Consider the following 19,758-nt stretch of genomic DNA (forward strand, 5'->3'; position numbering starts at 1 on the left):
ATTTTGATTACAGCATATGTATTAAAAACAGGTCATCGATAGTGCATCCTGTTTCCATCTTTTTACGTTTAGCTTGAGACCATTTATGTTCTATAGGATTTAAATCTGGTGAATACACAGGCAAATATTCTATCTGGTGTCCTGCGTTTATAATTGCCTGTTCAATATTCTTACCTTTGTGAAAGCTAGCGTTGTCCATAAAAATAACAGAATTTTCAGGAAGTTCTGGGAGCAATATTTTTGTGATCCAAACATAAAAAACATCACGATTAATATTGCAATCAAATAATCCGATAGCAAAAAGGGTTGTTCCCAATAAAGCGCCAATAACATTTGTTCTTCCCTTAGCACCCCAGTTTTTCAGGCCAAAACAACGGTGACCTTTTGGGGAATAGCCGTGAGTTCGTGGAGTGTCATGTGAAAAACCACTTTCATCAATAAAAACAACAGATTTATCTTTTTTTTCATACTGTTGTCTTTTTTGCTGATGTGCCAGCCTGTCGCTTTCGTTGGTTTTTGGATGGAATAGAGTTTTTTTTATAGGTTAATCCCAGCTTTTTAAGGGATTGCCAAATAGTCTTTTTACAAACACCGAATCGCTCTGCCCGTTCCTTTTGGTAAGCATCTGGATACTGTTCCACATCTTTTGCTAAAGCATTTTTATCGAGCTTCCTCTTACGTGGCGTTGAATTTTTTGGCTCTGGTCGTTTAAGCCAACGTACTAAAGACGCTTTTCCAATACGGAATTGTTTCGCAGTTTCTCGAATTGTTAAACCTTCGGCTTTCCTTACAGATATTACTTTACGTCGAAAATCAATTGTATAACTCATAACACACCTTGTAATCAAAATTAAGTCGCCTAGCTATATTTTTCATCAATGGTAAATCTTTGTCTTAATTTTTTCATTGCAAGAAGGTGCTGTGCCCGCAGAGCCTGATTATAGATATTTGGATCAAAATCTGGTATTCAATAGCGATATTTATTGGCGCGACAGGGTAGGCACTAACGAGATGAATATGTGGATTTTTAACAATCCTATGACTGATATTTTCTGTTTCCTGGATTAGTTTAATATTAAGTTTATCATGATAGGATTCTTCATTAGATAAATTAACTGCAACAGCAATAGCGCCATCATTAGGCCATACTTTATCTTTTACCGTCCAGACTGGGCAAGGGCATTTACGAAGTAGATGCCTATCAAGGGAAGTGAATATCATGGAATCAAAATGGTCATTTTGATGCACCATTTTTAATAATAAATGAGGGTGTTCATAATTCTGTGTCAGGGGATTTTATATTTTGATTATACCATCTAGGCGCCCTTTAAAATAGATGGATAATTGAGCAATGGTTAACGCCCAGTTACTAATCGGCATAGTCCATTTGTTGGATACCTGATTGATGCCAATATAGAGTAATTTTAATAAGCTGTTTTCATTAGGAAAAGCCCCTTTGGTTTTAGTTAATGTCCTAAACTGCCGATGAACCGCCTCTACTGCATTGGTCGTATAAATGGGTTAGGGTATCGAAAATAAGCACTGAGCAACTCCCATTTACTTCGCCAGGATTTCTAGCACTATCGGGTATTTTTCACCCCATTTCGTTTCCAGTTCATCAAGGCTCAGCAGCCGCTTTAGTATCTGCACGATAAACCGGCTTAGCCATAAAGGCTTTTTGGTTTTTACTGGCAATATAACGTAAGCTATTGCGAATTTGATGAACTACGCATAGCTGAACTTCTGTCTGCGGGAAAATACTGGCTATCGCTTCTGGAAACCCTTTTAATCCGTCAACACAAGCGATTAAAATATCTTGTATACCACGGTTATGTAAGTCAGAACGCTCAGCCAATGATGTGCTCCTTCTGTTTCAGACATATAGAGTCCTAACAATTCCTTATGCCCATCGGTGGTTAGTCCAAGTACTGTGTAGATTACCTTATTGATATAGTGACCATCATGTTTTATCTTGTAATGAATGGCATCGAGCCAGACAAAAGGATAGAGCGCTTCCAGAGGGAGTTGTTGCCTGGCTTTTAATTCAGGGAGTAATTTGTCAGTAATATGCGTAATAGCTCCATCTGATATTTCCAGTCCATATAATTCTGCAACATGTTTTTGAATATCACGATAACTCATGCCTAATGCAAATAACGATAGGATTTTGTTATCAATATCCTCTGATAATTTTGTCTGATTTTTCTTAATGAGCTGAGGCTCAAAAGCACCTGACCTGTCTCTGGGCGTTTTCAGTTCAAATTGACCTGATGTCGATTTAACCGTTTTTCGAGTATAGCCATTTTTACGCGTATCGATTGACGTTGTCGATAGGTAGTGTTCTATTTCTGCCTGCAGGGCAGCTTCGGTCAGCTGTTTTATGAGTGGTGTGAGTATTCCATCCGTACCGAGTAAATTTTTACCTGATTGTAATTGCTTCAACGCTTCATCAAAATTAAATGATTGATTTCTCATATGTCATACCTCTTTTTTTTGAGTTTAAGATATGACACAGATTTTTGAACACTACCTAATAAATCATGTTTGTCAGCAATAACTTCTTGAATAATCGCTTCATATGGTTTGTTATGCCATATTACTTTAATTTCAATATCAATGCCGGCTTCTAAATAGTAGTGTGCTTGCTGTTTTATCCATACTTTTCGCTGACTAATAACGCCTTTGCGCATAGCATTGTGTTCTTCAGGGGATAATAAGGTTGTCATGTCATAAGAGAGATCATAAATGGGCAAGAAAGCCTTAATGCGTCCACCATTGTGTTGTACTATTGTAGTGGCATACTAAATTTGGCCACCTAAGTTGAGGTGATATGCTTACCTCATAATTTTTATAGGTGCCGAAATGAGTAAAATAATTACTGCTGAATTTAAATGTGAAACCGCCAAATTAGTCCTTGACCAAAATTACACCTACCAGGAAGCCGCGAAAGGCATGAACGTCAGTCTTTCAGCGATTAGCCGGTGGGTAAGAGCCCTTCGTTTAGAACGTCAAGGGAAAACATCGCCTGGTCTGCCATTAACACCTGAACAAATTGAGTTCAGAGAAATGAAGAAAAAAATCCACCGGCTGGAAATGGAGAATGACATCTTAAAAAAGGCTACTGCGCTCTTAATGTCCGACTCACTGAAAAATTTTAGGTAGTTGAAAAGCTAAGAGTGCTTTATCCGGTGAAAACTTTGTGTCGTATTTTTAATGTTCACCGAAGCAGTTATCGCTATTGGTGTCGGCCTAAGGAGCCAGATATTGAGCGGACGATAAAACGTAGCCTAGTCAGCGAAGCGTGGAACGTTAGTGGCGGCTCTGCTGGCGCAAGGACTATCGCCACGATGGTTACCAATACACACAACGTGAAACTTGGGCGGTGGTTAGCGGGTAAGTTGATGAAAGAATTAATCATCGTCAGTTGCCAAGAGCGAAAACATAAATACAACCGCGGTGGAAATGAACGTATTGATATTCCAAATCTGCTCAATAGGCAGTTCGCTGTTACAAAGCCTGACCAGGTTTGGTGCGGCGATGTAACCTATATTTGGACAGGCTCACGATGGGCCTATCTGGCTGTGGTATTGGATTTGTTTGCCCGAAAACCGGTGGGCTGGGCAATGTCATTTGCACCAGATTCAGAATTAACAGCCAAAGCACTACAAATGGCTTGGGAACTACGTGGGCATCCAAAACAGGTGATGTTCCATAGTGATCAGGGAAGTCATTATACCAGTCGTCAGTATAGGCAGGCATTGTGGCGTTATCAGATGACCCAAAGTATCAGTCGCAGAGGGAATTGTTGGGATAATAGTCCGATGGAACGATTCTTCCGTAGTCTGAAGACCGAATGGGTGCCAACGACTGGCTACCAAAGCTTTAGTACTGCTCAGTCAGCCATTATTCGCTACATAACCCACTACTATAGCGATATAAGACCTCACTGGTATAACGGTGGATTAACGCCAAACGAATCAGAGCGACTGTTCCGTGAACAGTCAGGTAGGGTGGCCAATTTTAGTTGACCACTACATCCTTAGGCCGACACCAATAGCGATAACTGCTTCGGTGAACATTAAAAATACGACACAAAGTTTTCACCGGATAAAGCACTCTTAGCTTTTCAACTACCGAAAATTTTTCAGTGAGTCGGACATTAAGAGCGCAGTAGCCTTTTTTAAGATGTCATTCTCCATTTCCAGCCGGTGGATTTTTTTCTTCATTTCTCTGAACTCAATTTGTTCAGGTGTTAATGGCAGACCAGGCGATGTTTTCCCTTGACGTTCTAAACGAAGGGCTCTTACCCACCGGCTAATCGCTGAAAGACTGACGTTCATGCCTTTCGCGGCTTCCTGGTAGGTGTAATTTTGGTCAAGGACTAATTTGGCGGTTTCACATTTAAATTCAGCAGTAATTATTTTACTCATTTCGGCACCTATAAAAATTATGAGGTAAGCATATCACCTCAACTTAGGTGGCCAAATTTAGTATGCCACTACAATACATAGCACGTCGAAGTGCAGGTTGGTCATCCTGATTGGATCGATAGCAACTAACAGATTACGGTAATTAGCCATAATGGTTCCTCTTAGAGGCTAGGTAACATTTATATCACTAAAGATAAACCAATATGGGTTGGGATAATAGATAGTAGCATAGCCAAATCACAAAAAATAATAAGTTAATGTGATCTGACTTACATTTATATCGTTGTTTAGGCTGAGGTTTTACCTGCAATTTCGGTCAGCTTATACATATCATTAATTGTGATATATTTACCTTTAACGCTAAGAGTATTATTTTTTTGGAAGCGACCTAACAGACGACTAATTGTTTCAACGGTTAATCCAAGATAATTACCAATATCATCCCGAGTCATTGTTAGGCGGAATTCTTTAGCTGAAAAGCCACGTTGAGCAAAACGGCGTGACAGATTATAAATAAAAGCAGCCAATCTTTCTTCAGCATTTTTTTTCGAAAGCAGTAATATCATTTCTTGATCATCTTTAATTTCACTGCTCATTAATTTCATTATTTGCTGTCGCAAATTAGGCATTTTACCGGAAAGATCGTCAAGTGTTTCAAAAGGGATTTCACAAACCATTGAAGTTTCAAGAGCTTGGGTAAAGCTTAAGTGTTGATTATTGATTATAGCATCAAAACCTACAAGATCACCTGCTAAATGGAAACCGGTAATTTGTTCATCACCTTCCTCGGTAATGGTATAGCTTTTTATGGTACCAGATCTAATGGCATACAGTGATTTTAATTCATCACCTGCTTTAAATAGAGTCTGTCCTTTTTGGATTGGTTTTTTACGTTCAATAATATTATCGAGTTGATCCAGTTCATGTTCATTCAATGTGAATGGAATACAAAGCTGGCTAATACTGCAGTCCTGGCAATGGATAGCGCAGCCACCAGACTGGATTCGGCGAACAACGCGTTTTTCTGGGATCATATTACTTGACTCATTATGATAAGAAATATTGATTTTAGTCAATTTTAACACATATTCTACGCTTGAGTAAAAGAATTTATAATTAGTTGTATTGTTATTTAACTAATATTATCAATATATGCAGTTCACTTGACAGTCATTTATTTACTTAAGCTAATTGTTATAACTTATAGAAAAGTAAAAATAAAATCAAATTTTGTCTAATAATGTATTAAATTTTAATTAGTTTTAAAAATGTTATTATTTTTAACTTTAAACTTTATTTATTTGTTTTTAGTGAAATTTATTTTCTAATAATATTACTTAATAAAGTTTTTTTATTATAAAACATATTGATATCGATAGATTTTATTAATCAATATATGATTAAAACCAACGTTTTTTTAAATTTTATCAATTAATTAATAACTTACACGAGTTTCGCACCAATAAAAAAATGCTCTATTTTTAAGTTTAATTCAGCATAATATATAAATAGACAAAATCTTATAAATTAAAAGCAACTTATTGTAATTTAAACAAATTTATACGTTTTAGTAACTTGCAAATTAACCATTGCTTTTAAGCCATTTCTGGAATTTTATATGCCTGAGCGAAACTCGTGACTTATAGAAATAGTTTTATTGGTTTTTTATTATTTTTTTTATAGAAAATAGCTAAGCAGGTAGTGAAGAGTGAAAGGTTGGCAATTAGGCATTGCTATTATCATCATGTTGCAGATTAACAACTGCTATGCTGCAATGCTGTTTTTTTTCTGCGCAAACAATATTATGTCGATTCTCAGAGCGGCAACACTGGTCTGGTAATTTTGATCCTTCGATTAGTAATGAAAAAGACATTTTTAGTCAAAAAAAAAGCTAATGCCAACTTTCCAGACTAACCAAAAAACGCAAATAAATTCCATGTCAATGAAATGTTATATAAGTTATTTCATTGATATTAAAAATCAATATAATCTGCTATCCATAATATATGTAACTCAGTAAGTGACGCCGTCACTAAAAGGTGTTTAAAACAACAAAAAATAATATAAATGATAAGTTGAGGGCCAATTTTATTACCACAAATAGTACCAAAAAATTTTATTTTAATAATTTAAGCCAGTTTTCTAGTCACAAAGAATTAAAATAGAATGAAAAATTTTGATGCTATGGAGATTGAATTTTATATAAATTACAAAATAAATCATAAAGTTAGTTTTGGGACGAGATTTCTTAATGAAATAGATGGATGGTATTAATTATAAATTAACTGAATTTGATTTAATTGCTCAGTGGTATTACTACACGAGTTTCGCACAGGCATATAAAATTCCAGAAATGGCTTAAAAGCAATGGTTAATTTGCAAGTTACTAAAACGTATAAATTTGTTTAAATTACAATAAGTTGCTTTTAATTTATAAGATTTTGTCTATTTATATATTATGCTGAATTAAACTTAAAAATAGAGCATTTTTTTATTGGTGCGAAACTCGTGTACTAATAAACTATTGTTTTATTTTTCTATTTTACCAAAATAATATATTAAATATTGGTTAAATTATTAGAGGAAAATTTTACGGCTTTCAAGTACAATAATTAGTTGATTGACTCAGCAACGGAGTTATTATTGAATGCCGCACCTTATAGACCCTTTACCAAAAACGATGCTTGCTATTGAAATTATTGAACCTGGCGGGCCGGAAAAGCTAAACCCCACCCAATTACCACTGATAAAACCACCAAAATCACATTTACTTGTTAAAGTTGCCGCCGCGGGTGTCAATCGTCCTGATATTTTTCAGCGCATGGGGGTTTATCCACCACCATTAGATGCATCTCCAATACCAGGATTAGAAATTGCCGGTCAGGTAGTTAGTATCGGGGAAGGTTGTCAGCGTTGGAAAAAAGGCGACAAAGTTTGTGCTTTGGTTGCCGGTGGAGGATATGCGGAATATTGTCTGGTACATGAAGCGATCGCTTTACCTGTTGGTGATCTTAGTTATATCGAAGCGGCGGCATTGCCAGAAAACTTTTTTACTGTTTGGGCTAATGTTTTCCAAATTGGCCAACTCAAAAAAAATGAAACTGTTCTCGTTCATGGTGGAACCTCTGGTATTGGTAGTGTTACCATCATGTTAGCAAAAATTTTTGGTGCTAAAGTATTTACTACTGTTGGTTCAGTGGAAAAAATGAAGGTGGCATCTTCTTTAGGTGCTGATAAAGTTATTAACTATATGACAGAAGATTTTGCTGAAAAAATAGCTGAATATACCCAAAATAAAGGGGTCAATATGGTGGTTGATCTGATTGGTGGCGATTATGTTAATAAAAATTATCAAATTGCCGCTAAATATGGCCGTATCATTCAAGTTGGTATGATGCGTGGGGCACCTCAGCAGTTAAATTTAATGCCATTAATGGTTAAACAATTAGTTCATACTGGTTCAACAATGCGAGCAAGAACTTTAGCGGAAAAAATAGCGATTGCAACAGCGTTAGAAAATAAGGTTTGGCCACTGATTAATTCAGGTAAGATAAAACCCATTATTGCTAAAACTTATCCATTAGAACAAGCAGAAAAAGCGCATCGTTTTATGGAATCAGGAGCTTTAATTGGTAAATTAGTATTAGCTAATGAACACTTTTAATATTGGTATTTTAAGCATTATTTTCACTTTATTGAGAGCTACTCTGTAGTTAAAAATTTATGGTTAAATTATATGAATAAACAGTCTAAATTACCTGAAATTATTTTTTATATTGTTACCTTTAACAGTTTTAGGCTATGATGAACAAGCTTCGTTAGAACAGTATCCGACCAAAGATATTGTGGCTTATTTCAAGCAAGCACAACAAAAAGGTTTAACTGGCATTGCTGAAAAAAGTAAGTCGGTCTATGCGCGACTTGCTACGCAGGGTGAAATTATTAAAACAATCATTAAAGGCGTTGAAACTGAGGTAATATCGTCTCCCGCCGAAGAGGGTGATTGGGTGGTGGAAAATATTTGTCCTGCCACAGGTAATGGGTAATGAACAATATTTGGTTGAAAAAGCAAAATTCACCAGTATTATCATGATCCTGTTACCGTATCAAGCAAGCCCAATTATTTACGTTTTATTCCGACCGGTAAAATGATGAATTATTTTATTGTACTTGGAACTGAATCGGTGTTTACCTTTATTAATAGCTGGGGAAAAAAACAATTATTGCGTGCCGGTGATGTTGTTATTCAGCCTCAAAGTTTTTAACATGTGCCAAAGCAGTCATTTTTTGTACTTATAATATTCTTGTCACTGCACAAAAATTGTCTAATAACTTTGCCAGTAATTAGTAATGTCTGCGGTGGTGCTTATCATTTTCTAATTGATATTCTTAAAGTTAATCTGGCACATTATTTCTCAAATCAAAATCGATTTATTCATCGGTTTTTTTTATGTTATATTTATTTACAATAGGTAATACCTATTGAATTAATAGTAAAAAGGTATTAGACGTAATACTTTTATGTTTATATATTAAATACCTATCAAATAGAAGGGAGCAGCAAAATGTCCTTGGTTAATACAGAAATTAAACCTTTTCAAAATACCGCCTTTAAAGATGGAAAATTTATCGATATATCTGAAAAAGATATTAAAGGTAAATGGAGCATTTTTTTCTTTTATCCTGCTGATTTTACCTTTGTTTGCCCAACTGAATTAGGTGATTTAGCTGATCACTATGAAGAGTTTCAGAAACTAGGCGTCGAAATTTATTCTGTTTCAACGGATACCCATTTTACTCATAAAGAGTGGCATAGTCATTCAGACACGATTGGTAAAATTAAATATACCATGATTGGCGATCCTAGTTGGACATTAACGCGTAATTTTGAAGTGATGCGCAAATATCAAGAAAATGATGAACAAAAAGAATTAGGATTGGCAGATCGTGGCACATTTATTGTTGATCCAAAAGGTATTATCCAGGCAGTTGAAATTACTGCGGAAGGTATTGGGCGTGATGCATCCGATTTATTACGTAAAATTAAAGTGGCGCAATATGTAGAAAGTCATCCAGGGGAAGTATGTCCAGCTAAATGGAAAGAAGGGGAAGCAACCTTATCACCTTCACTCGATTTGGTAGGAAAAATTTAATTAAAATTTTTTGTGAGTAATTTTACTGTGTTTGGGTGCATTAGCACCCGTTTTTTTCGGGGATAAAGCAATGCTTGATAGCAATATGAAATATCAACTTAAACTATATTTAGAAAAATTAATCCAGCCAGTTGAGTTGATAACAACCTTAGATGATAGTGAAAAATCTACCGAGATAAGCACATTATTACAGGACATTAGTATACTGTCAGATAAAATAATTTTTATAATCTAACAGTACGTAAACCTTCATTTTTAATTACTAATCAGGGTAAAGATAGCGGTTTGCCGGCTTGCCATTAGGTCATGAATTTACCTCATTAGTTTTTGCATTATTGCAAGTTGGCGGCCATCCAGCGAAAGGGGTAGATGACTTTAAGTGACATTGTCACTAAAATTGATGTTAATGCTGAAAAAAATACTGTCCAAAAATTAAATCAGCAACTGCCTTATGGTGTTTTGATTGTTGGTAGCGGACCGGCCGGTGCTTTAGCCGCTATTTATTCTGCTCGTAAAGGTATTCGTACCGGTATTATCGGAGAACGCTGTGGTGGGCAGGTTTTAGATACCATTGATATTGAAAATTATATTTCTGTGTCAAAAACTGAAGGACCCAAATTAGCTACTGCACTACGTGGCCATGTCAATGATTATGATATTGATATTATCGACTCACAAATGGTTGCAAAACTCATTCCCGCCGATGCGGCTGAGAAGTTGCATAAAATTGAAACAGTATCGGGTGCTACTTTGCGTTCCCGCGGCATTATTATTGCAACAGGGGCTAAATGGCCTGATATGAATGTGCCAGGCGAAAAAGAATATCGTACTAAAGGAGTAACTTATTGCCCCCATTGCGATGGGTCATTATTTAAGGGTAAACGAGTCGCTGTGATTGGTGGAGGTAATTCTGGCGTTGAAGCTGCAATTGATCTTGCCGGAGTTGTTGAGCATGTTACTTTATTAGAATTTGCCCCAGAAATGAGAGCAGACGAAGTGTTGCAGCAGAAACTAGCGAGTTTAAGTAACGTGGATATTATTTTGCAGGCCGAAACCCTGGAAGTCAAAGGGGATGGTGTAAAAATGAGTGGCTTACAATATAAAAACCGGCAGGATGGTTCTATACATGATTTAGCGGTTGCTGGAACATTTGTCCAAATTGGTTTACTACCTAATACCCATTGGTTAGATGGCGTAATTGCACGTAATGCAATCGGTGAAATCAAGGTTGATGAAAAAGGAAAAGGTATCTTTGCTGTCGGCGATTGCACAACTGTGCCTTATAAACAGATGACCATTGCGGCAGGAGAAGGAGCGAAGGCATCACTTAGCGCCAGCAACTATCTGATGAATGTAAATTGATAACGCGTATTACTCTTAACTTAATCTGACAATTCTGATTTAAAAAAGAGAGTTACCGGTTTTAATTAAAATCATTAGATAATAAAATAAAAGGTAATTCTATGTATCAAACAAATAATCCTATCTCAAACATAAAGTCGGGTTACTTAACCTTGCTGAAGAAGAGCTTCATAATGTCTCAAGATTATGGGTGTATCCCGAGATACTTTCTATCGCTATCAAGAGCTTGTTAACGATGGTGGGATCGATGCCTTAATTAATCAAAATCGACGGGTACCTAACGTAAAAAATAGAGTAGATGAACAGATTGAAAGCGCTGTAGTTGAGTATGCGATTGAATACCCTGCACACGGACAACACCGCGGTAGTAATGAACTAAGAAAAAAAGGAATTTTTGTTTCGGGAAGTGGTGTTCGCTCTATTTGGCTACGTGATCATCTTGAAAATTTTAAAAAACGTCTAAAGGCGCTAGAAGATAAAATAGCGACAGAAGGGATTATCCTGTCAGAATCACAAATCAGCGCACTCGAAAAAAAAGCACAGGATGATGAGGCCAATGGTGAGATTGAAACAGCACATCAGGGTTATTTGGGGTCACAGGACACTTTTTATGTCGGTTATTTAAAAGGCGTTGGTCGTGTTTATCAACAGACTTACATTGATACTTACAGTAAAGTCGTTCATTGTAAGCTTTACACAACGAAAAGCGGGATAACGGCGGCAGATTTATTAAATGACAAGGTTCTGCCTTTTTACACCCAGCATGGATTAGTGATTTTACGCGTATTAGTCTTAACTTAATCTGACAATTCTGATTTAAAAAAGAGCGTTACCGGTTTTAATTAACATCATTAGATAATTAAATAAAAGGTAATTCTATGTATCAAACAAATAATCCTATCACAAACATAAAGTCGGGTTACTTAACCTCGCTGAAGAGCTTAATAACGTCTCAAAAGCCTGTAAGATTATGGGGGTATCCTGAGATACGTTTTATCGCTACCAGGAACTTGTTAACGATGGTGGGATAGACGCTTTAATTAATTAAAATCGACGGGTGCCTAACGTAAAAAATAGAGTAGATGAACAGATTGAAAGCGCTGTAGTTGAGTATAGCTAGGCGACTTAATTTTGATTACAGCATATGTATTAAAAACAGGTCATCGATAGTGCATCCTGTTTCCATCTTTTTACGTTTAGCTTGAGACCATTTATGTTCTATAGGATTTAAATCTGGTGAATACACAGGCAAATATTCTATCTGGTGTCCTGCGTTTATAATTGCCTGTTCAATATTCTTACCTTTGTGAAAGCTAGCGTTGTCCATAAAAATAACAGAATTTTCAGGAAGTTCTGGGAGCAATATTTTTGTGATCCAAACATAAAAAACATCACGATTAATATTGCAATCAAATAATCCGATAGCAAAAAGGGTTGTTCCCAATAAAGCGCCAATAACATTTGTTCTTCCCTTAGCACCCCAGTTTTTCAGGCCAAAACAACGGTGACCTTTTGGGGAATAGCCGTGAGTTCGTGGAGTGTCATGTGAAAAACCACTTTCATCAATAAAAACAACAGATTTATCTTTTTTTTCATACTGTTGTCTTTTTTGCTGATGTGCCAGCCTGTCGCTTTCGTTGGTTTTTGGATGGAATAGAGTTTTTTTTATAGGTTAATCCCAGCTTTTTAAGGGATTGCCAAATAGTCTTTTTACAAACACCGAATCGCTCTGCCCGTTCCTTTTGGTAAGCATCTGGATACTGTTCCACATCTTTTGCTAAAGCATTTTTATCGAGCTTCCTCTTACGTGGCGTTGAATTTTTTGGCTCTGGTCGTTTAAGCCAACGTACTAAAGACGCTTTTCCAATACGGAATTGTTTCGCAGTTTCTCGAATTGTTAAACCTTCGGCTTTCCTTACAGATATTACTTTACGTCGAAAATCAATTGTATAACTCATAACACACCTTGTAATCAAAATTAAGTCGCCTAGCTATAATGAGACAAAGGTGATGGGCTTACTTCTGATAACGCCAAACCAGAGTATCTCACACTGCTCACCTGTAAGAATGTTTTGTAGATATCTTTAATGCATGGATAAACTGACAAAATATAAACGTCCTAATTTTTTCTTGTTTTGAACTTTATACTTCTTTTTCGGAGCTTGCGAAACTCGTGTATATTAAAAGATATGCATTAAAATCTTAACATTCTAAAACTATTACTGTGCTATTATACTGTTGATGAAAATAGAACTGAGCAGAAGGAAGGAGCAGTTATGGCGAGTAAAATAACTAGTCAAGTAAAATGGTTACCACTAGTAATTATCACTATAGTCGCAACATTTTTTTTGTATCAAAAACCACCAACAGGATTAAGTATTGCTGCCTGGCAAACCGTTATTATTTTTGTAGCAACTATTGCTTCGATTGTTGCTAAAGTATTACCCATTGGTGCAATTGGCCTAATTGGAATTACCATTTTTGCTCTTAGTCACGCCGCTGGAGATGAGAGTGGAAGTGATGCCATTATGACTGCACTAAGTGAACTTAATAGCAGTTTAATTTGGCTTATCGTAATTGCTTTTATGATTGCCAGAGGTTTTATTAAAACCGGCTTAGGCAGACGAATTGCATTACAGATGATCCGACTATTAGGCAAAAGAACGCTAGGATTGGCATATGGTCTGGCGGTGGCTGATTTGATTTTATCTCCTGCTATGCCAAGTAACACAGCACGCTGTGGCGGTGTTATTTATCCGATCGCTGATTCATTAGCACGTGGTTTTGGCTCCCTTCCAGAAAATGAATCACGCCGTAAAATAGGAACTTTTCTGATCACTTGTATTGGCAATATTAATGATATTACCGCGGCAATGTTTATGACTGCTTATACTGGTAACTTACTCGCTGTCAAACTCGCTGCCAATGCAGGTGTTACTTTAACCTGGGGTAGCTGGTTATTAGCAGCTATTGTTCCTTGCCTGATCTCATTCATTATTATTCCTTTATTAATATATTGGTTAGTTCGGCCAACTATTCGTCATACTCCAGATGCGCCTAAAATCGCACATGATGAATTAAAAAAAATGGGGCCAATGACACGTAATGAATGGTTAATGTTAGCTACAGTATTGTTGCTGCTTATACTATGGATATTTGGTTATATATTGGGTATTGATCCCACAACCGCTTCTTTTACTGGTTTATCTGTATTACTACTTACTGGGGTACTAACTTGGGAAGATGTAAAAAAAGAAAAAGATGCTTGGGATACTCTTATCTGGTTCGCTGCGCTATTAATGATGGCTAATGAACTGAAAATTCTGGGATTTACAACTTGGTTCGGTAATCTTATTGGTGACAGTCTTAGCCATAGCATGCATGATACGAATTGGGTTATTATTTTATTAATGCTTAATGCTGCCTATCTTTATATTCACTATTTCTTTGCCAGCGGTAATGCTCAAATTGCTGCACTATATGCCGTCTTCTTAGGAGTCGGTATCAATTTAGGTATTCCCACTGTTCCCACGGCATTGATGCTTGCTTTTTCTAGCAGCCTTTATTGCTCTTTAACTCAATATTCTCATGCTCGTGGACCTATTCTTTTTGGCGCGGGTTACGTACCAACGGGTGTATGGTGGAAAGTTGGTTTTATTATTAGTTTAGTCAATCAGGCTATTTTTCTTACAATTGGTCTATTATGGTGGAAAGCTGTAGGTTTTTATTAGAATAATATTTATTTATGGCATAAATTGCAGCTCAAAATAGCACTACACACGATTAAGATAATTGCTATCAATACTCGTTTCTATAAGATGTTTTTTTTATAACTGCATTCCAGATCACAAAATAAAAGCCAAAATTCACATATACACGAGTTTCGCACAGGCATATAAAATTCCAGAAATGGCTTAAAAGCAATGGTTAATTTGCAAGTTACTAAAACGTATAAATTTGTTTAAATTACAATAAGTTGCTTTTAATTTATAAGATTTTGTCTATTTATATATTATGCTGAATTAAACTTAAAAATAGAGCGTTTTTTATTGGTGCGAAACTCGTGATATAAAAAAATGCTCTTCATAATTGCAGTTGGTTTTAATAAATTGAGTGAAATTTATATGAATGAGCAAGTAGGGCATACTGATCAAATAAAACAGATCAACTTAAAGCTTGTCTATCGACTTATCGATCAACTTGGATCTATTTCTCGAATTTCCTTGGCAAAAAAAGCTCAACTAGCGCCAGCTAGTATCACAAAAATTACCAGAGAACTTATCAATGCACACTTAATAAAGGAGGTTGAATTTCCTGATTTAGGTTTTAGGGGAAGACCAATAACTGGCTTAGAAATTGTTAGCCAAGGTTGGCAATTTTTATGTATTAGAATTAACCAGGGTTCATTAATTCTATCGCTATATGAACTCAATAATAAACTTTTGCATGAAGATATTACCGAGCTAATTGCCAATGATAATCATTCATTTAACGAGCAGTTATTAACAAAAATCGAATATTTTTTTACCTGCTATCAAGGCTGTTTAGAGCGATTGGTAGCAATTAGTGTAATTACTAATGCTATTATTAATTCAATCGACGGCATTATAGTTAGCTCACCTTATTACAATATTAAAAATTTTCCACTAAAAGAACGATTAGAAGCTCGCATTGGTTTACCTATTTATTTACAAAACTGTACTACCGCCTGGACCATGAGTGAATTTTTTTCCGGTGCATCTAAGTATAGAAAAAATATTATTCAAATTGCGATTGATGATCATATTAACGCTTGTATTATTACCAAGGGGAGTATTCTAGCTTTGGGTAATAGTCATGCGATTGAAATTGGGCATATTAATATCAATTTTGAGGGTATAGATTGCTATTGTGGTAATCAAGGCTGTTTGGAAACCCATATTGCGATCCCTCAAATATTAAAAAAAGCGCAATCCATCGCTAAACAATATCCCAGTTCCACCCTTAATAAAGAAAAAATCTCTATTGATGATTTTTGTCAGGCTATTAATCTACAAGATCCAATTGCTGTTGATATTCTTGAAAAAGTAGGGCGACAAATCGGTAATACCCTTGCTGTAATGGTTAATATTTTCAATCCCCAATTAATTTTAATTGGCTCACCTTTAAATAAGGTAAAAAATCAGCTATTTCATGTCATTACTAAACAAATTCGACAAAAATCTTTACCTTGTTACCAAAATAAAGTATCCCTTGTAGCTACTAAATTTAATAATGAAGGAACAATATTAGCGACTGCTATTATTAAAGATGCCTTATATAATGGTTCTCTGCTGGCTAAATTAATGGCGGGATAAAAATTTAACAAAAGCTAATTAAGTAAAAAATTGAGCTAACGCAATCTTTTAAAAATTACAATTATTATTTCACAATCATCACCGATTTTGCTAACTGCTAATGAAATAAATCTGGTGATGATTCAAAATAGCCATGAAAAAGAACTTGTTATTGATTTTAATCAAATTAATAAAAAAATAACTATTCTAAAGCAAAAAGCCAATTATATTATTATTGAAGGTTGTGGAGGGTGGGGGTGGCGCCACTTAGTGAATCCGCAAACGTTTTATTCCGACTGGGTTATCCAACAGGAAATGCCAGTTATTTTAGTTGTTGGCATACAACCCTGTTGTATTAACCATGCTGTTTTAACAGCGCATGCTATTATTCAAGACGGCGTTAGTTTAGTTGGATGGATAGCAAATCGTATTAATCCCTGATTAACTTGTTATGCGCAAATCATCAATAGGTTACAGTGTCACATATCGGCACCTAAACTAACCTGAGTTCGGGATAAGCATTATCAATTATGCTTGAAGATATGTTCCTGCCACAGGTATCTTTGGTTTAGATGGAATTAAACAATATGCAACCAGCTCGGCTAATAAATTCACTACAAAGTTAGCAGGAGAGCGGTGCCGTGTATGCGCTATCTGACAAAGATTTTTAACTCATCAAATACCGTTTCAATGACAGAACGATGACGCAAGATGGCTTTGTCAAAACAAGTCTGTTCAACAGGCTTCATTTTCTTCTTGACACGAGTTTCGCACAGGAATATAAAATTCCAGAAATGGCTTAAAAGCAATAGTTAATTTGCAAGTTACTAAAACGTATAAATTTGTTTAAATTACAATAAATTGTTTTTAATTTATAAGATTTTGTCTATTTATATATTATGCTGAATTAAACTTAAAAATAGAGCGTTTTTTATTGGTGCGAAACTCGTGGAAGTTTGAAATCAAAGAACCAACCTGTTGAGTTTTTTCCTCGTTCAGCTATCCCATCGAAGACTTTATGCCGGCGAATCCGTAAGTTGTCACACACAGTCATCGGAGTAGAATCGGCAACCGACAGATCCGTGCACTTTCCCTTAATTGACTCAAACAGTGCTGTTAAAGCTAAGGCACTGCGCGGAAGTAACTCTACGCAGCGTGAATATGATGGCAAGTTAGGAAATTCCTTCCTGAGAAATATAGCTAGGCGACTTAATTTTGATTACAGCATATGTATTAAAAACAGGTCATCGATAGTGCATCCTGTTTCCATCTTTTTACGTTTAGCTTGAGACCATTTATGTTCTATAGGATTTAAATCTGGTGAATACACAGGCAAATATTCTATCTGGTGTCCTGCGTTTATAATTGCCTGTTCAATATTCTTACCTTTGTGAAAGCTAGCGTTGTCCATAAAAATAACAGAATTTTCAGGAAGTTCTGGGAGCAATATTTTTGTGATCCAAACATAAAAAACATCACGATTAATATTGCAATCAAATAATCCGATAGCAAAAAGGGTTGTTCCCAATAAAGCGCCAATAACATTTGTTCTTCCCTTAGCACCCCAGTTTTTCAGGCCAAAACAACGGTGACCTTTTGGGGAATAGCCGTGAGTTCGTGGAGTGTCATGTGAAAAACCACTTTCATCAATAAAAACAACAGATTTATCTTTTTTTTCATACTGTTGTCTTTTTTGCTGATGTGCCAGCCTGTCGCTTTCGTTGGTTTTTGGATGGAATAGAGTTTTTTTTATAGGTTAATCCCAGCTTTTTAAGGGATTGCCAAATAGTCTTTTTACAAACACCGAATCGCTCTGCCCGTTCCTTTTGGTAAGCATCTGGATACTGTTCCACATCTTTTGCTAAAGCATTTTTATCGAGCTTCCTCTTACGTGGCGTTGAATTTTTTGGCTCTGGTCGTTTAAGCCAACGTACTAAAGACGCTTTTCCAATACGGAATTGTTTCGCAGTTTCTCGAATTGTTAAACCTTCGGCTTTCCTTACAGATATTACTTTACGTCGAAAATCAATTGTATAACTCATAACACACCTTGTAATCAAAATTAAGTCGCCTAGCTATAAACGGACATAATAGAGATAAAATACCTTGAATTGTCTGAATCGGAGTTGATGAAACAAAACAACCAGTGTCATCATTTTTATTAGTCTTAACTTAATCTGACACTTCTGATTTAAAAAAGAGCGTTACCGGTTTTAATTAACATCATTAGATAATTAAATAAAAGGTAATTCTATGTATCAAACAAATAATCCTATCATCAAACATAAAGTCGGGTTACTTAACCTCGCTGAAGAGCTTAATAACGTCTCAAAAGCCTGTAAGATTATGGGGGTATCCCGAGATACGTTTTATCGCTACCAGGAACTTGTTAACGATGGTGGGATAGACGCTTTAATTAATCAAAATCGATGGGTGCCTAACGTAAAAAATAGAGTAGACGAACAGATTGAAAGCGCTGTAGTTGAGTATGCGATTGAATACCCTGCACACAGTCAACACCGCAGTAGTAATGAACTAAGAAAAAAAGGCATTTTTGTTTCGGGGAGTGGCGTTCGCTCTATTTGGCTGCGCCATAATCTCGAAAATTTTACAAAACGCCTAAAAGCGCTTGAAGATAAAATCGCAACAGAAGGAATTATCCTGTCAGAATCACAAATCAGTGCTCTAGAAAAGAAAGCGCAAGATGATGAAGCCTGTGGTGAGATTGAAACAGCGCATCCAGGTTATCTGGGTTCACAAGATACTTTTTATGTCGGTCATTTAAAAGGCGTTGGTCGTGTTTATCAACAAACTTACATTGATACTTACAGTAAAGTCGTTCATTGTAAGCTTTACACAACAAAAAGCGCGATAACGGCGGCAGATTTATTAAATGACAAGGTTCTCCCTTTTTATTCCCAGCATGGGTTACCGGTGTTACGTATACTGACGGACAGAGGCAGTGAGTATTGTGGTAAAGTTGGACATCACGATTATCAACTTTATCTCGCTATCAATGATATTGATCATACAAAAACTAAAGCTCGTTCACCTCAAACTAATGGGATTTGTGAACGCTTTCATAAAACTGTATTACAAGAGTTCTATCAGGTGGCTTTTCGTAAGAAAATCTATAGGGCTTTAGATGAATTACAAGCTGATTTAGATAAATGGTTAGCGGAATATAATAACCAACGCACTCATCAAGGAAAAATGTGTTGCGGTCGAATTCCTATGGCAACTTTACACGATGGAAAACAACTTTGGAGAGAGAAAGATTTAAATCAAATTTAACCTGACAGGTACTGTATAAATAACCGGTAACTGTCAGATCAAGTTTGAGCTAATATATATTAAAATTACTCTATATTGGCATCAATCAGGTATCCAACAAATGGACTATGCCGATTAGTAACTGGGCGTTAACCATTGCTCAATTGTCCATCTATTTTAAAGGGCGCCTAGATGGTATAATCAAAATATAAAATCCCCTGACAC

The 19,758-nt window shown here is 36.0% G+C and carries 15 protein-coding genes and 13 pseudogenes; 13 read left to right on the forward strand and 15 right to left on the reverse strand.

Translation table 11 applies throughout. From position 1 onward, the window contains the following. Nucleotides 1–7: 7 nt before the first annotated feature. The 5 genes and pseudogenes from AYJ55_RS09105 to AYJ55_RS09125 all read right to left on the reverse strand — a co-directional run. Nucleotides 8–541: an IS630 family transposase gene (locus AYJ55_RS09105; RefSeq protein ID WP_162505291.1), complete on the reverse strand. Its 534-nt coding sequence runs from the start codon at nt 539–541 to the stop codon at nt 8–10. Further along, on the reverse strand, nt 465–830 hold the full coding sequence (locus AYJ55_RS09110) for an IS630 transposase-related protein (protein ID WP_063653415.1): 366 nt from the start codon (nt 828–830) through the stop codon (nt 465–467). The genes AYJ55_RS09105 and AYJ55_RS09110 overlap by 77 nt, the downstream gene beginning before the upstream one ends. A gap of 32 nt (nt 831–862) precedes the next feature. Next, nucleotides 863–1,290 (reverse strand): annotated as a pseudogene (locus tag AYJ55_RS32910) (universal stress protein UspE); the annotation flags it as partial. Between the two features lie 6 nt (nt 1,291–1,296). After that, nucleotides 1,297–2,475: pseudogene (locus tag AYJ55_RS09120) on the reverse strand (IS256 family transposase). Between the two features lie 56 nt (nt 2,476–2,531). Beyond that, nucleotides 2,532–2,832, reverse strand: a pseudogene (locus AYJ55_RS09125) (universal stress protein UspE); the annotation flags it as partial. A 30-nt stretch (nt 2,833–2,862) separates the two neighbouring features. On the opposite strand from AYJ55_RS09125, the pseudogene AYJ55_RS09135 reads away from it, so the two are divergent. Then, nucleotides 2,863–4,028, forward strand: a pseudogene (locus AYJ55_RS09135) (IS3 family transposase). Between the two features lie 22 nt (nt 4,029–4,050). On the opposite strand, the pseudogene AYJ55_RS09140 reads toward AYJ55_RS09135, so the two are convergent. Both AYJ55_RS09140 and AYJ55_RS09145 read right to left on the reverse strand, forming a co-directional pair. Continuing rightward, nucleotides 4,051–4,430, reverse strand: a pseudogene (locus AYJ55_RS09140) (transposase); the annotation flags it as partial. Nucleotides 4,431–4,717: 287 nt separating this feature from the next. Continuing rightward, nucleotides 4,718–5,464, reverse strand: a complete 747-nt coding sequence (locus AYJ55_RS09145) for a fumarate/nitrate reduction transcriptional regulator Fnr (RefSeq protein ID WP_063656279.1) — start codon at nt 5,462–5,464, stop codon at nt 4,718–4,720. Nucleotides 5,465–6,138: 674 nt separating this feature from the next. Here AYJ55_RS09145 and AYJ55_RS34535 point away from each other — a divergent pair. From AYJ55_RS34535 to AYJ55_RS31840, 7 genes and pseudogenes are all read left to right on the forward strand, one after another. Next, complete coding sequence (locus AYJ55_RS34535; RefSeq protein WP_281181113.1) at nt 6,139–6,270, forward strand: hypothetical protein; 132 nt, start codon at nt 6,139–6,141, stop codon at nt 6,268–6,270. 840 nt (nt 6,271–7,110) lie between these two features. Then, nucleotides 7,111–8,094 (forward strand): NAD(P)H-quinone oxidoreductase, encoded by a 984-nt coding sequence (locus AYJ55_RS09150; RefSeq protein ID WP_245677317.1) that lies wholly within the window; start codon nt 7,111–7,113, stop codon nt 8,092–8,094. A gap of 112 nt (nt 8,095–8,206) precedes the next feature. Beyond that, the gene (locus AYJ55_RS28485) at nt 8,207–8,476 is read left to right on the forward strand and encodes a hypothetical protein (RefSeq protein WP_063655764.1); all 270 of its coding nucleotides are present in this window, start codon (nt 8,207–8,209) and stop codon (nt 8,474–8,476) included. A 519-nt stretch (nt 8,477–8,995) separates the two neighbouring features. Further along, a complete protein-coding gene (gene ahpC, locus AYJ55_RS09160; RefSeq protein ID WP_063655767.1) occupies nt 8,996–9,583 on the forward strand; it encodes an alkyl hydroperoxide reductase subunit C in 588 nt (195 codons plus the stop codon). 70 nt (nt 9,584–9,653) lie between these two features. Then, a pseudogene (locus AYJ55_RS09165) lies at nt 9,654–10,945 on the forward strand (FAD-dependent oxidoreductase). A gap of 101 nt (nt 10,946–11,046) precedes the next feature. Continuing rightward, nucleotides 11,047–11,734, forward strand: a pseudogene (locus AYJ55_RS09170) (helix-turn-helix domain-containing protein); the annotation flags it as partial. 89 nt (nt 11,735–11,823) lie between these two features. Continuing rightward, a pseudogene (locus AYJ55_RS31840) lies at nt 11,824–12,062 on the forward strand (helix-turn-helix domain-containing protein); the annotation flags it as partial. Nucleotides 12,063–12,080: 18 nt separating this feature from the next. Here AYJ55_RS31840 and AYJ55_RS09175 read toward each other — a convergent pair. The 3 genes and pseudogenes from AYJ55_RS09175 to AYJ55_RS35810 form a co-directional block, all read right to left on the reverse strand. Next, on the reverse strand, nt 12,081–12,614 hold the full coding sequence (locus tag AYJ55_RS09175; RefSeq protein ID WP_162505291.1) for an IS630 family transposase: 534 nt from the start codon (nt 12,612–12,614) through the stop codon (nt 12,081–12,083). Further along, nucleotides 12,538–12,903 (reverse strand): IS630 transposase-related protein, encoded by a 366-nt coding sequence (locus AYJ55_RS09180; RefSeq protein ID WP_063653415.1) that lies wholly within the window; start codon nt 12,901–12,903, stop codon nt 12,538–12,540. The genes AYJ55_RS09175 and AYJ55_RS09180 overlap by 77 nt, the downstream gene beginning before the upstream one ends. 38 nt (nt 12,904–12,941) lie before the next feature. Continuing rightward, a pseudogene (locus AYJ55_RS35810) lies at nt 12,942–13,052 on the reverse strand (IS701 family transposase); the annotation flags it as partial. Between the two features lie 169 nt (nt 13,053–13,221). On the opposite strand from AYJ55_RS35810, the gene AYJ55_RS09185 reads away from it, so the two are divergent. The 3 genes from AYJ55_RS09185 (at nt 13,222) to bioD (ending at nt 16,701) form a co-directional block, all read left to right on the forward strand. Further along, complete coding sequence (locus AYJ55_RS09185; RefSeq protein WP_063655775.1) at nt 13,222–14,676, forward strand: DASS family sodium-coupled anion symporter; 1,455 nt, start codon at nt 13,222–13,224, stop codon at nt 14,674–14,676. A gap of 393 nt (nt 14,677–15,069) precedes the next feature. Next, nucleotides 15,070–16,281: an ROK family protein gene (locus tag AYJ55_RS09190; protein WP_063656280.1), complete on the forward strand. Its 1,212-nt coding sequence runs from the start codon at nt 15,070–15,072 to the stop codon at nt 16,279–16,281. 87 nt (nt 16,282–16,368) lie between these two features. Beyond that, nucleotides 16,369–16,701: an ATP-dependent dethiobiotin synthetase BioD gene (gene bioD / locus AYJ55_RS09195; RefSeq protein WP_187153213.1), complete on the forward strand. Its 333-nt coding sequence runs from the start codon at nt 16,369–16,371 to the stop codon at nt 16,699–16,701. Nucleotides 16,702–16,788: 87 nt separating this feature from the next. On the opposite strand, the pseudogene AYJ55_RS32915 reads toward bioD, so the two are convergent. From AYJ55_RS32915 to AYJ55_RS35815, 5 genes and pseudogenes are all read right to left on the reverse strand, one after another. Continuing rightward, nucleotides 16,789–17,015, reverse strand: a pseudogene (locus AYJ55_RS32915) (transposase); the annotation flags it as partial. Between the two features lie 193 nt (nt 17,016–17,208). Continuing rightward, nucleotides 17,209–17,452 (reverse strand): annotated as a pseudogene (locus tag AYJ55_RS25545) (transposase); the annotation flags it as partial. A gap of 27 nt (nt 17,453–17,479) precedes the next feature. Further along, nucleotides 17,480–18,013: an IS630 family transposase gene (locus AYJ55_RS09200; protein WP_162505291.1), complete on the reverse strand. Its 534-nt coding sequence runs from the start codon at nt 18,011–18,013 to the stop codon at nt 17,480–17,482. Then, nucleotides 17,937–18,302 (reverse strand): IS630 transposase-related protein, encoded by a 366-nt coding sequence (locus AYJ55_RS09205; RefSeq protein ID WP_063653415.1) that lies wholly within the window; start codon nt 18,300–18,302, stop codon nt 17,937–17,939. Before AYJ55_RS09205 ends, AYJ55_RS09200 begins: the two co-directional genes overlap by 77 nt. 42 nt (nt 18,303–18,344) lie before the next feature. Then, nucleotides 18,345–18,431: pseudogene (locus tag AYJ55_RS35815) on the reverse strand (IS982 family transposase); the annotation flags it as partial. Between the two features lie 82 nt (nt 18,432–18,513). Here AYJ55_RS35815 and AYJ55_RS09210 point away from each other — a divergent pair. Further along, the gene (locus tag AYJ55_RS09210; RefSeq protein ID WP_063655793.1) at nt 18,514–19,554 is read left to right on the forward strand and encodes an IS481 family transposase; all 1,041 of its coding nucleotides are present in this window, start codon (nt 18,514–18,516) and stop codon (nt 19,552–19,554) included. 56 nt (nt 19,555–19,610) lie between these two features. After that, a pseudogene (locus AYJ55_RS32920) lies at nt 19,611–19,745 on the forward strand (IS256 family transposase); the annotation flags it as partial. Between the last annotated feature and the right edge of the window lie 13 nt (nt 19,746–19,758).

The organism is Candidatus Arsenophonus triatominarum (assembly GCF_001640365.1).
GTDB lineage: Bacteria > Pseudomonadota > Gammaproteobacteria > Enterobacterales > Enterobacteriaceae > Arsenophonus > Arsenophonus triatominarum.

Coding starts and splice junctions, on each gene's coding strand:
- AYJ55_RS09150 (WP_245677317.1), top strand. CDS start 7,111: ATGCTTGCTATTGAAATTATTGAACCTGGCGGGCCGGAAAAGCTAAAC.
- AYJ55_RS09205 (WP_063653415.1), bottom strand. CDS start 18,302: ATGAGTTATACAATTGATTTTCGACGTAAAGTAATATCTGTAAGGAAA.
- AYJ55_RS09210 (WP_063655793.1), top strand. CDS start 18,514: ATGTATCAAACAAATAATCCTATCATCAAACATAAAGTCGGGTTACTT.
- AYJ55_RS09180 (WP_063653415.1), bottom strand. CDS start 12,903: ATGAGTTATACAATTGATTTTCGACGTAAAGTAATATCTGTAAGGAAA.
- ahpC (WP_063655767.1), top strand. CDS start 8,996: ATGTCCTTGGTTAATACAGAAATTAAACCTTTTCAAAATACCGCCTTT.
- AYJ55_RS09145 (WP_063656279.1), bottom strand. CDS start 5,464: ATGATCCCAGAAAAACGCGTTGTTCGCCGAATCCAGTCTGGTGGCTGC.
- AYJ55_RS09110 (WP_063653415.1), bottom strand. CDS start 830: ATGAGTTATACAATTGATTTTCGACGTAAAGTAATATCTGTAAGGAAA.
- AYJ55_RS09190 (WP_063656280.1), top strand. CDS start 15,070: ATGAATGAGCAAGTAGGGCATACTGATCAAATAAAACAGATCAACTTA.
- AYJ55_RS09185 (WP_063655775.1), top strand. CDS start 13,222: ATGGCGAGTAAAATAACTAGTCAAGTAAAATGGTTACCACTAGTAATT.